The following is an 11,678-nucleotide window of genomic DNA, read 5'->3' as shown; positions in this document are numbered from 1 at the left end:
GACAAGGTAAGGAATATTTCTTACCGTTTAAGTGTGAGTCGTTTAATAGGAGTTTCATCATGCTGGGTATTCATGAGTTGGCCACTCTAACGTCCAAAGGGCAGGTAACGTTGCCCAAGTCTATTCGCCAAGCTCTGGGCGTTGATGCTGGCGGGAAAGTTGCGTTTGATCTGCGCGAGGATGGGCAGGTGATTGTCAGTAGAGTCGTCAGCGATCACGAGGACCCCGCCATCGGTGCTTTTTTAGACTTGTTGGCGGGTGATATTCAGGGTGGGCGGCATATCCAGATGCTGCCGGAAGCGCTAGCCAAAGCCATGCTGGTGAACGCAGGCCATGACACCAATCTCGATGAGGAGATTCAGGGAGATGTGGTGATCTGATGCGTCGACACGGATGGACATTGCTGTTCCACGACTGTGTCGTTGAGCAATTGCAAAAGCTGCATGGGGCGGTAAAGCGGGTCGAGAAAAACAATCCGACTGGCTTCGCATCCAATGCTAACGTCAAGCTGTTTCGCGCCTTAAGCCATCTAATACTGGAAGTGGTGCCTAGTGATCCGTCACGGGATGAGTATCGTCAGGGCAATACGCTTGGGCGAGATTACCGCCATTGGCGCCGTGCCAAAATTGGCAGACGGTTTCGACTGTTCTTCCGCTATGACTCTAAGGCCAAGATCATTGTATTCGCTTGGGTCAACGACGAAAGCACGTTGCGTTCATCTGGTAGTAAATCTGATCCATATGCTGTTTTTGAGAAGATGCTTGGTCGCGGGAATCCGCCCGATGATTGGCAGGCTTTGAAGGCGGCCAGCCATGATGACTGGAGCGATCCAGGATAATGGCTGTTCAAACAAGCCCGAGTTAAAGTACGCAGCCTGCCTGGCGTCTGTCACGGGGTGGCACTTAACCCCTGCAAGAGAGTGCTCGGTTGCGGTATCATCATCGCTTAGCGGTTTCATCTGTGACCGAAATGACGCAATGGAGTAAGTGGGGCGATGGCGCAAGCTCAGTCGGTGCAGAAACAGCCAGCGCAGAAAGTGGTGATGCTGGATAACTACGACAGCTTCACGTTTAACATTGTCCAGTACCTGGGCGAGCTGGGCGCGGAAGTGATCACTTATCTTAATGACCACATTACCATTGAGCGGATCGAAGCGCTGGCGCCGACGCACTTAGTGGTGTCACCAGGACCCTGCACGCCCAATGAAGCCGGCATCTCCATGGCTGCCATTGAGTATTTCGCTGGCAAGCTGCCTATTCTAGGCGTCTGCCTAGGTCATCAGGCGATTGGCCAAGTGTATGGTGGCAAGGTAGTGCACGCCCCGCAGGTGATGCACGGTAAAACCTCGGCTGTACTGCATGCTAACCAAGGCGTGTTCGAAGGGCTGGATAATCCTGTTGAGGTTACCCGCTATCACTCCCTGGTGGTCGATAAGGCAAGCTTGCCCGACTGTTTGGAAGTCACTGCCTGGACAGGTGATGACGACGTGACCCCCGGTTTAGTCATGGGGTTTCGTCACCGCGAGCTGGATATTGAAGGGGTGCAGTTTCACCCTGAGTCGATTCTTACCCGCCAAGGCCATGAGCTGTTGGCCAACTTTTTAAAACGCGGCTGATGGCCGGTTTCACACGCTTTTAGGGGCCCCTCTGCTCATGCAAATGCGAGACGCGATTAATGCGGTGATGCGCCGCGAAGACCTCTCTTTCGATGCCATGCACGCCTTGATGCGCCAGATCATGACCGGCGATGCGTCTGACGCGCAAATTGGCGGCCTACTGGTCGGTTTAGCCATGAAGGGCGAAAGCGCGGTAGAGATCAGCGCCGCCGCGCAGGTAATGCGCGAGTTGATGAAGCGCGTAGAACTGAAGGCCGAAAACGTTGTAGACATCGTCGGCACTGGTGGCGATGGTGCGAATCTGTTTAACGTTTCCACCGCCGCCAGTTTTGTCGCCGCCGCCGCCGGTGCCCATGTGGCCAAGCACGGTAACCGCAGCGTTTCATCATCGTCGGGCAGTGCTGATCTGTTTGATGTAGCGGGTATTTACCTGGATCTTAAGCCTGACCAGGTGGCGCGCTGTATTGAGCAGGTGGGCGTAGGCTTTATGTTCGCCCCGAATCATCACCCGGCCATGCGCTATGCCATTGGCCCTCGCCGTGAAATGGGCGTGCGAACGCTGTTTAATATTTTAGGCCCGCTGACCAACCCGGCGGGCGCTCCCAACCAAGTGCTGGGCGTTTACGCGCCGGAGCTAGTGCCGCTGATGGCGGAAGTGCTGAAAACCCTCGGCAGCCGCCACGTGATGGTGGTTCACTCAGATGACGGACTGGATGAAATCTCCCTCGCCAGCCCCACCTTAGTGGCCGAGCTAAAAGACGGCGAGATTACTCAGTACACCATTACGCCCGAAGAGCTGGGCATCGAGCGCCAGAGCTTGGCAACACTGAAAGCCAATAGCGCTGAAGATAGCCTGCGCTTGGTCAAGGCCGCGCTTTCAGGTGAAGGCGCCGCTGCGGATATGGTTGCGCTAAACGCAGGGGCCGCGCTCTACTGTTCAGGCGTCGCGGATACCTTAAAAGAGGGTGTGATGGTGGCTCAGGATGCGCAAGCCTCCAAGCTGCCGCTTGAGAAGCTTAAAGAGCTTTCGCACTTCACCAGCGTTTTTAAGCAGTAGGTTCTTAAACAAGATAAGTTTTAAAAAAAGAGATCACCATGACTCAACAGGCAACGCCGACTATTTTAACGCGCATTCTGGCCCGTAAGGATCAGGAGGTGGCTGAGCGCCGTCAGGCAGTTTCGGAAGCTGATCTGCTCGCCCTCGGGGAGAAGCAAAGCGCCCCGCGTGGCTTTATCGAAGCCCTCAACGCGCGCATTGCAGCGGGTGATCCGGCGATTATTGCGGAGGTCAAAAAAGCGTCGCCCTCGAAGGGGGTAATTCGCGAAGAGTTTCACCCTTCGGATATTGCCAAAAGCTATGCCCAGGGCGGTGCGGCTTGTTTGTCGGTACTCACCGACGCGGACTTTTTTCAGGGCCACGAAGACTACCTGATTGCCGCACGGGATGTGTGTTCGCTCCCGGTGATTCGCAAAGACTTTATCACCCACGGCTATCAGGTCAGTGAAGCGCGGGCGATCGGTGCGGACTGTATTCTGCTGATTGTGGCTGCGCTTGACGATGTCCAGCTACGCGACCTGAATCAGCAGGCTACTCAGTTGGGGATGGATGTATTGGTTGAAGTCCACGACGCTGAGGAACTTGAGCGCGCTCTAGCGCTGGATCTAAAGCTGGTGGGTATCAATAACCGTAACCTGCACACCTTTGACACCAGCCTTAATACCACCCTTGATCTGTTGCCACGTATTCCCGAAGGCGTTACGGTGATTACCGAATCCGGCATTCATACCCGTGATGACGTTGAACTGATGCGCGACCATAACGTCAATGGCTTCCTGGTTGGCGAAGCCTTTATGCGCGAAAGCGATCCCGGCTTGGCGCTTAAGCGGCTGTTTTTTTAACCCGCAGCTTTTAGTTCGCCTTTTTGGTTTTCCAACTGAGCACGGCAACCGTAAGGGCGGGCAGAAAAGTAACGGTGACGATGGCCGTGCCGAGCAGCCCGAACAGCACAATGGCGCCGACGCCGCGGTAAAGCTCGGTGCCTTCCCCCGGTAAAAACACCAGCGGTGAAAGGCCACACAGGGTAGTGAGGGTGGTCATGGCGATAGGCCGTAAACGGCTCTCAACCGCCTGTTGAACGGCCTCACGAACGCCCATCGATGCCGTGCGTAGATTCTCCCTTGCCTGATGAACCACCAGTATTGGGTTGTTGACCACCGTGCCCATCAGTATCAAAAAGCCCAGCATGGTGATCATATCAAACGGCTGGCTAATGGCGTTCAAACCTATTTTTGGCAGTTGGGCGCCTACAGTATTCATCAGCCAGAGCCCGACAATCCCGCCTGCGGCACCCAATGGAATGGTAGCGAGAATCAGCAGTGGATAGCCCCAATGGGCGAAAATCGCCACCAATAAAAGATACACAATCGCCAGCGCAATCAGTGCATTGCCGGTCAGCGCCTGCCGGGTAGCGTCTAACTGATCCCCGGCACCGCTCACCGTGACATTAATGTTAGCGGGTAGTGAGCCTTCATCGCTTAAGTAGTCGATCACCTCCTGTTGCATCCGCTCGATACCCGCTTCTAACGCCACGCTGCGCGGAGGAATAACATCCAGGGTGACGCTGCGGCGACCATCTACCCGCCGTAATGTGGCGGTTCCCACCGTTTCCCGTATGTCAGCGAGGGTATTGAGCGGAACATTAATTCCCGACGGGGTGTGAATCGGCAGCGTGGCGAGGGCGTCCAGGTCGATATCGCCTGCCTCGGGGCCGTAGCCGTAAAGATCGATTTTTTCGTCGTCGAGGTAAAAGTCATCCAGGTAGGCGCCGTTGGTAAGTACCGCCACGGTGGTACCCAGCTCGCCGGTATCCATGCCGACTTCGGCGGCGCGCTCCCAATCAGGGTAAATCTCAATCAGCGGCTGACCAAGATCCAAGGCAGAGGGCCGCGACTGAATGCGCGGGTTGTCGAACACTGTCTGGGCGCGCTGATAAATCGCATTGGCGGTGGTGTAGAGTTCGTTTAGATCATTGCCGGCAATATCCAATGTGATACTGCGCGTTCCGCCATCATTGCTGGAAATGATTGAGCCCCGGGCGGCAAAGGCGCGCATGTCTGGGTAATTCTCAAAGCGCCGGGTGAGGGCGTCCATCAAGGCTTCAATATGTGTGGGGTCGATAGTTTCCGCAATGATCCGCAGACTCTGGGCTTCAGCCTGAATGCCCATGGTGCGAATCGGCGGGATATCGGTATCACCACGCTCAAAATTTTCAGGGTCGGCGCCTACATGGGGTTCAAGCTCACGCTGCAGGGTTTGGGCAATGGCATCCATGGTAGCCAGATTGTAACTTGCCGGGGCGTTCATGCTAGCAAAGGTTTTGGCCTCTTCGCCTTCGGGCAGGTACTCCGCCGGGGGTGTTAGCCAAACAAAAATGCCGATACCTCCCACAACGCCCAGCACGATGGCAAGAAAGCGCCGTGAAGCCGTGCGGATCATGCCATCAACCACCCATAAACAGCTGCGTACCCATCGTGGTGATGAGGTTGATGCGCTCTCTTTGCCGCGAAAATCGATATGCGCACCCAGGGTGGGGATCACGGTAATTGCCACTACCATCGAGACAATAATCGAGGTTGAGATGGCCACCGCAATATCGGAGTAGAGCTGCCCGGCTTCCTGCTGAATAAAGAAGATCGGCACAAAGACTAAAATAGTCGTGAGGGTTGAGGCCAGCACCGCGGGCCATACTTGCTTAACGCCCTCCAAAGCGGCTTCAAAACGCGCGAGCCCACGGCGGCGCTGGGTCTCGATGCTCTCCAGTACCACGATGGTGTTATCAATGGTCATGCCAATGGCGAAAGCGACACCTGCCAGCGAAATGACGTTGAGCGTGCGGCCCGCTAGCAGCAGGCCTAAAAAGGCGGCGATGGTGCAGATAGGGATGCCGATAACCCCGGCCATGGTGGCGCGAGCAGAGCGCAGGAAGGCGTACATCACCAGAGTGGCAAACAACGCCCCCAGCCCAAGGTTGACCCAGACATTGGCAATCGATGACTCCACGTAGCGCACGTCGTCGCTGGAGAGCGTCATGCGCATGCCCTGCTCGGCTAGCAAGCCTTCATTAAGCGCCGCGACTTCGTCGAGCATGGCGCTTTTGATGTCTATCACATTGGCGCCCGGTTCCCGGCGCACCTGCACACTCAATACCGGCTGACCGTCCGAGCTGTAAGCGCGAGAAGTGAGTTCGGCATAGGATTGGCGCACCTCAGCCACATCGCTTAGCCGGGTGACTGCGTCACCTTCGCGGGCGAGAATCAGCGCTTCAAGGCTTTCGACATCTTCGAAACGCCCCACGGTACGCAGCAGATAACGACGCTTGCCGCTCTCTAAATTACCGCCAGAGACATCCTGGTTGCGGGCCTGCAGGGCTGCCTGTATATCGCTAATGCTCAACTCGCGGGCAGCCAGTGTCTCGGGATTAATCAACAACTGCATTTGCCGCTCTGCGCCCCCGGAAACCGTGACTTCCGAGACGCCCGCAACGCTCTCCAGGCGCGGGCGGACGTTATCTTCCAGGTAATCGCGCATGGCTGGCATATCGAGCTGGCGCGGGTTGCCTTCCCGTGGGCCAACGTTAAAGTACATAAAGGCGTTAGCGGAAAAAGAGTTAGCGACAATGCGCGGCTGGTCGACATTGTTGGGGTAGGAGGGAACCTGGCTCAGCGCGTTATTAACCCGAATCAAGGTTTCGGTGAGATCGACACCAAACGGGAACTCCAGCTCGATTTCGGCGCTGCCGCTGCTGGCGGTGGATTCCATGCGCTGTAGGTTGGGCACATTACGCAGGAACTCCTCCTGCTCGATCAAGATATCCTTTTCAATATCCTGTGGCGTCGCCCCCGGCCATTGGGTTTCAATACCCACGACACGGGTTTCCAGATCGGGAATCATCTGTACCGGAATACGCCAGATGGCAGCGATACCCAGAATCAGCAGAATCAGCGTAATAACGCTGACCAAGATGCCGTGACGAATAATGGCGGCAAACATACGCGGGTATCGCTCCTTTAGTCGTCGTTCAGGGACACGTTTTGCCCCTCTTCAAGCCGCTCATTACCAACGACGATAACGCGGTCTCCCGCTGATAGACCCTCATTGACGGCGACCTCTCCCTGGTAGCTACTGCCGATCTCAACCCGCTGCTCAAACGCCTGCCAAGTATCACCGGTTTGGCGGGCGAGCCAAACGCTAACGCTGCCATCCGGGCGGCGAATGAGTGCATCCCGCGGCACGCTGGGCCCGCTTTCGCCGTTAAGTTGCAAACGTCCTTCCACGGCCATCCCCGGCAGCATTTCAAGTGGCGTTTCAGGTGCCGCACGCAGCAGAAACTGCCTTGAGCTGGCATCGAGGGGAATACGCGCGAGGGTGCGCGCCGGGAGCCATTGATCACTGCCTTCTAAGCGGACCTCTAGTTGAGAGCCTTCGAAGCGCTGGTAGGCAGAGAGTGGCACCGGGAAATCCAAGCGAAGGGTAGCTAAATCGACCAAGGTGAGCAGCGTATCGCCAGGGTTGACCCACTCACCGATATTGCTCTCCCGTTGGGTAACCATGCCGTCAAAAGGAGCGCGTATCTGGTGACGCTCAAGCTGTAGTTGGGCCAATGCGTAGTCGGCTCGGCGCGCTTCAAGGGTGGCCTGGGCCGCCGCTAAAGCGCTTTCACGCTGGCGGCGCTCGCTGGCGGCAAAATTTTGTGCTGAGAGCTGGTTGGCTTCGCTGACCAAGCGCTGGGCTTCATCACGATCCACTTCTGCTTGGGATAAGTCCGCGCGGGCGCGCTGGCTTTCTAGAGTAATGTCGCGGGTATCCAAGGAGAGCAGCGGCTGGCCCTGAGTGACGGTGTCGCCCATCTCAACCGTTAGCTCGCTGACTTGGCCAGCTTCAGCGCTCGATAGTAATGAGGTTTGCGGGGCGCTAACGCTGCCGGTGAGCGGCAACACCTCTATCCGCGTAGAGTCAGCCACCACTTGGGTCTCAACACGGTTTTCCTGAGCGGTAGCGAGGGATGCTAGGCTCAGGGTTAGAACAGTGCCTGCGCCTAGGCGAACTAGATAGGGGAGTAGGGACAACAAGGCAGCTCCTGAGAAATAACAGCCAATGAACAGCGTGACAGCTTTTTGCACTGCACGCCGTTAGCTCCCTCAACGTTATACAAGGTTTATTGTTTGTACAAATTTTAGCTGCGCTTTAGGGCAATGAGTAACGCCTGCAAAGGGTGTGGCAGAACTTGTTCAGAGTATCGCTTTACCTGGCTGCGGCAGGAATAGCCCGTGGCCAGCAACTTGCCTGCGTTGTTTTCGGCTTCCACTTGGGGCTGCCACGACTGGGCGTAGATAGTTTTGGACGTAGCGGCGTTACGGGTTTCATGGCCGTAGGTGCCGGACATACCGCAGCAGCCACTGGCCATCAGTTCAAGCTCTAAACCAAAGGCGGCAAATACCTGCTGCCATGCTTTGGGGCTGCCCGGCGCGTTGGTCTTCTCGGTGCAGTGGGAGAGCAGCTTAAAGCCTGGATCGGTGAGCTTAAGCTGATTGGGCGCGAGGGTATTGATGCGCGTCGTCAGCCACTCCTGCAGCATCAGCACTTCCGGCACGGCGTCTTCGCCTAACGTTTTTACGTACTCCTGACGATAGGTGAGCGTCATTGCTGGGTCGATGCCAACCAGAGGGATATCAAAGCGGGCGAGGGTACGTAGCCGCTCGGCCTGCTTGGCGGCGGTGCGCTCGAAGGCGCCCAAGAAGCCCTGCACCTGGAGCGGTTTGCCGTTCGCGGAGAAGGGCATCACGAACACGCGTAGATTTAGACGCGATAGTAGCTCCACCACGTCCATCACCAGCTTGGCTTCAAAGTGAGTAGTAAAGGCGTCCTGAACAAGAATCACACTATTAGCGCGCTGCTGTTCGGTTAACAGCGCCAGTGAGAGCGGTGTTGCTTCAGCGATGCCCCAGGCCTTCATCTGTTTCTTCACGCTGGCGCGAGAGAGGGCGGGTGAATCACTCATGCCCAGGGTGCTGCGCATCAGCTTTTCAACCCAGCCCTGGCCGATTACTGCGTTATACAGCGGTGCGGCCTTGGCCAGGGTGGGCAGCATAAACTCAGTGCCGCCAATCACGTAGTCGCGAATCGGGCGCAGGTAGCGGCCGTGGTAGACCTCCAAGAACTGCGAACGGAACTGGGGGACATTGACCTTGATCGGGCACTGACCCGCGCAGGATTTACACGCAAGGCAACCCGCCATAGCGTCGTAAACCTCGTGGGAGTAGTCGTGGTGCTGCTTGCGGCTTAGGGTATTCGCCACCCGCAGCGGAAAGCTCTTAATAAAGCCCCAGCCGCCTTCGGCTTTTTTCTTACGCGACTCCTCAACCACATCGATGCCCGCCTGGGTCTGCAGGCGCAGCCATTCGCGGATCAGGCTGGCACGACCTTTGGGCGAGTGGCGGCGATCTCGCGTGGCCTTCCAGGAGGGGCACATGGGGTCATCAACATCATAGTTGTAGCAGGCGCCGTTGCCGTTGCAGTACACCGCGGCATCGTAGGCCTGCCAGGCGCGTTCGTCGATCGTGCGGTCGAGCTGGCCGCGCATGGGCACGCCATCGACCGTCAACAAATCGGGGTCACTATCCTTGGCGATGAGCTCGACGCTTTCAGCGGGTGAGGCAATCTTGCCAGGGTTAAGCTGGTTGTAGGGGTCAAAAGCCGCTTTTACTCGCTGTAGGCTGGGGTAGAGTTCGCCAAAGAACTTGGGCGCATACTCAGAGCGCACGCCTTTACCGTGCTCGCCCCACAGCAGGCCACCATATTTCTGGGTAAGCGCGGCCACTTCATCGGACACCGCTCGAATCAGTTTTTCCTGCTCAGGGTCTTTCATATCGATCGCGGGGCGCACGTGCAGTACCCCCGCATCCACATGACCAAACATGCCGTAGGAGAGCCCACGAGCATCCAGCGCCGCGCGGAACTCGGCGATAAAATCGGCTAGATGCTCTGGCGGTACGGCGGTGTCTTCCACAAAGGCAATGGGTCGCTTCTCGCCCTGCACGTTGCCAAGCAAGCCCACTGAACGTTTGCGCATGGCGTAGACTTTTTGAATCTGCCCACGCCCTTCGGCCAGGGTATAGCCCAGCCGCTCGACGGTGGCGTCTTGGGTAAGGTGTTCGGTGAAGTCGCGCACGCGCTCAGCGAGAGCGCTCTCATCGTTATCATTAAACTCGATCAGGTTAATGCCGCGAATCGGCGTACTTCCGGTGGCCGGGAAAAACTCGGCAACGCTGTCCCAGACAAAGTCTTCCATGGCCAGTTGCAGCACGGTGTCATCGACGGTCTCGATGGAGGTAGGCAGCGCGGCACTGGCTTTTAACGCTTTGGCATCCCGTAACGCATCCATAAAGCTGGTATAGCGCACATTGACCAGCGTTGAGTGCTTGGGAATCGGCAGCACGTTCAACACCGCTTCGTTCAAAAAGCCCAGTGAGCCTTCCGAGCCGCACAGCAGGCTATTGAGATTCAGCTGACCTTCGCCATCGCGCAGGTGGGCTAAGTCGTAGCCGGTTAAACAGCGGTTGAGCGGGGGGAACTTGGCCGCAATCAAGTCACGCTGCTGGTCGATAATCTCGGCGGCGGTGGAATGTACGCGCCCCAGTACGCCTTCCTGCTGGCGCTCAGCCAGCTCTTCATCCTGTGTTAATGCGCGGCTGTGTAGGTGCTTTCCGCCAATCAGAATGGTATCGAGTTCCAGCACATGGTCGCGGGTTTTGCCATATTCACAGCTACCCTGGCCGCTGGCATCGGTGGAAATCATGCCGCCAATGGTGGCGCGATTAGAGGTGGAGAGCTCTGGGGCAAAAAAAAGCCCATGGGGTTTGAGTGCCGCGTTGAGCTGATCCTTGATCACCCCGGCCTGAACGCGCACCCGGCGGTTCTCAACATCGATCTCAATGATGTGATTCATATGGCGGGAAACGTCCACCACGATACCATCGGTGAGCGACTGGCCGTTGGTGCCGGTACCGCCGCCGCGGGGCGTTAATACAATGCCACGATGGGTGGTTTGCGCGGCCAGCCGGGTCAGGCGCTCAATATCTTCTGCGTGCTTGGGGTAGACCGCCGCCTGGGGCAGGCGTTGATAAATTGAGTTATCCGTCGCCAGCACCGTACGGTTGGCGTAGTCGGGAGCGATTTCACCCTCAAAACCCCGCGTTTTGAGGGCTTGTAGAAATCGCACGTAATCTTTACCCAAACGTTCAAACGGGGCGGTACGCGTATCCAAGGATGCAATCATAGTTGATCAAGCCGTCAGTGCCGTGGGCGCAAAAAAATAAGACGGCTACTTTACCGCAGCGGCTGCCCGGCTGCATCTCAAGGTAGCGCTTTACTTTACACCTTACTCCGCCCCCAGGGCCTCTTTTACCAGTGCTAATGAGGCGTCAGACATTGGCAGTGTAAGGGCCAGCTCGTGGGCGCGGGGTGACATTTTGCGCCAGGTCATCTGCACGATTCGCACCATATGGTCGTGCTCAATTTTGCGCGAGAAGTCGGCAAAGTAGTTTTCTAAGAATACCAAGCAGGCGCAATCTTCCAGTGCCTGCACATCGGCGTCGCGGCCCAGACCTTTTTTACCAATAATTTTCGCGGCTCGGTCGGCGTCTTCGTCACTGTAGCCAGCATCGCGCATTAGCTGAGCGGTCGTCTCGCCCGCGCGCTTGCCCTGGTCACGCCGCCAAGTTAAATAGCCCACGCGTCCTTCAGGATACTCTTCCCGCGGTACCAGCCAGCGCTGCAAGTGCTGGGCCCGAACGGCTAATCGAAGCACTTCATCCGGTGCGTCATGCACATGGTCTAGCCACCCACTCATGCGCTGAGCATAGGCCAGTTCCTGGGGCATTGATGTGTCATCGTCGAGGGTGGTGGAACGTGGATCCTCGGCATGCAGGGCATCGATGGCGGCAAGCGTTTTATCAAAAGCGGTAGGCATGGCAGCGGTGCTCGGCTGGAAAGTGGTCGACAATA

9 protein-coding genes are annotated in these 11,678 nt (G+C 57.0%); 5 read left to right on the top strand and 4 right to left on the bottom strand.

The features are described 5' to 3' along the window. Positions 1-59: 59 nt before the first annotated feature. The 5 genes from ACT3UM_RS08320 to trpC all read left to right on the top strand — a co-directional run bounded on the left by ACT3UM_RS08320 (position 60) and on the right by trpC (position 3,514). Positions 60-380, top strand: a complete 321-nt coding sequence (locus ACT3UM_RS08320) for a type II toxin-antitoxin system PrlF family antitoxin (protein WP_498897806.1) — start codon at positions 60-62, stop codon at positions 378-380. Further along, the gene (locus ACT3UM_RS08315; RefSeq protein WP_498897804.1) at positions 380-838 is read left to right on the top strand and encodes a type II toxin-antitoxin system YhaV family toxin; all 459 of its coding nucleotides are present in this window, start codon (positions 380-382) and stop codon (positions 836-838) included. The genes ACT3UM_RS08320 and ACT3UM_RS08315 overlap by 1 nt, the downstream gene beginning before the upstream one ends. Before the next feature lie 156 nt (positions 839-994). Then, positions 995-1,615: an anthranilate synthase component II gene (locus ACT3UM_RS08310; protein ID WP_498897802.1), complete on the top strand. Its 621-nt coding sequence runs from the start codon at positions 995-997 to the stop codon at positions 1,613-1,615. Positions 1,616-1,652: 37 nt separating this feature from the next. Further along, positions 1,653-2,672 carry an anthranilate phosphoribosyltransferase gene (trpD, locus tag ACT3UM_RS08305; RefSeq protein WP_498897800.1) on the top strand — a complete coding sequence of 340 codons (1,020 nt, stop codon included), beginning with the start codon at positions 1,653-1,655 and terminating at the stop codon, positions 2,670-2,672. 38 nt (positions 2,673-2,710) lie between these two features. Next, positions 2,711-3,514 (top strand): indole-3-glycerol phosphate synthase TrpC, encoded by an 804-nt coding sequence (trpC, locus tag ACT3UM_RS08300; RefSeq protein ID WP_498897798.1) that lies wholly within the window; start codon positions 2,711-2,713, stop codon positions 3,512-3,514. A gap of 10 nt (positions 3,515-3,524) precedes the next feature. Here the strand turns inward: trpC and ACT3UM_RS08295 are convergent, their stop codons facing one another. The 4 genes from ACT3UM_RS08295 to ACT3UM_RS08280 form a co-directional block, all read right to left on the bottom strand. Further along, positions 3,525-6,665, bottom strand: a complete 3,141-nt coding sequence (locus ACT3UM_RS08295) for an efflux RND transporter permease subunit (RefSeq protein WP_498897796.1) — start codon at positions 6,663-6,665, stop codon at positions 3,525-3,527. A 17-nt stretch (positions 6,666-6,682) separates the two neighbouring features. Next, on the bottom strand, positions 6,683-7,744 hold the full coding sequence (locus ACT3UM_RS08290) for an efflux RND transporter periplasmic adaptor subunit (RefSeq protein ID WP_498897794.1): 1,062 nt from the start codon (positions 7,742-7,744) through the stop codon (positions 6,683-6,685). A gap of 104 nt (positions 7,745-7,848) precedes the next feature. After that, positions 7,849-10,950 (bottom strand): D-2-hydroxyglutarate dehydrogenase YdiJ, encoded by a 3,102-nt coding sequence (ydiJ, locus tag ACT3UM_RS08285; RefSeq protein WP_498897792.1) that lies wholly within the window; start codon positions 10,948-10,950, stop codon positions 7,849-7,851. A gap of 102 nt (positions 10,951-11,052) precedes the next feature. Beyond that, on the bottom strand, positions 11,053-11,643 hold the full coding sequence (locus ACT3UM_RS08280; RefSeq protein WP_498897790.1) for a DUF4202 domain-containing protein: 591 nt from the start codon (positions 11,641-11,643) through the stop codon (positions 11,053-11,055). Positions 11,644-11,678 lie beyond the last annotated feature (35 nt).

Source organism: Halomonas sp. AOP13-D3-9, from assembly GCF_052379125.1.
Lineage (GTDB): Bacteria > Pseudomonadota > Gammaproteobacteria > Pseudomonadales > Halomonadaceae > Vreelandella.
This window is presented reverse-complemented; position numbering and strand designations above follow the sequence as displayed.

What these genes read in the sequence shown, in the direction of transcription:
- trpC (WP_498897798.1), top strand. Translation starts at nt 2,711, where the DNA reads ATGACTCAACAGGCAACGCCGACTATTTTAACGCGCATTCTGGCCCGT.
- trpD (WP_498897800.1), top strand. Translation starts at nt 1,653, where the DNA reads ATGCAAATGCGAGACGCGATTAATGCGGTGATGCGCCGCGAAGACCTC.
- ydiJ (WP_498897792.1), bottom strand. Translation starts at nt 10,950, where the DNA reads ATGATTGCATCCTTGGATACGCGTACCGCCCCGTTTGAACGTTTGGGT.
- ACT3UM_RS08295 (WP_498897796.1), bottom strand. Translation starts at nt 6,665, where the DNA reads ATGTTTGCCGCCATTATTCGTCACGGCATCTTGGTCAGCGTTATTACG.
- ACT3UM_RS08320 (WP_498897806.1), top strand. Translation starts at nt 60, where the DNA reads ATGCTGGGTATTCATGAGTTGGCCACTCTAACGTCCAAAGGGCAGGTA.
- ACT3UM_RS08280 (WP_498897790.1), bottom strand. Translation starts at nt 11,643, where the DNA reads ATGCCTACCGCTTTTGATAAAACGCTTGCCGCCATCGATGCCCTGCAT.
- ACT3UM_RS08310 (WP_498897802.1), top strand. Translation starts at nt 995, where the DNA reads ATGGCGCAAGCTCAGTCGGTGCAGAAACAGCCAGCGCAGAAAGTGGTG.
- ACT3UM_RS08315 (WP_498897804.1), top strand. Translation starts at nt 380, where the DNA reads ATGCGTCGACACGGATGGACATTGCTGTTCCACGACTGTGTCGTTGAG.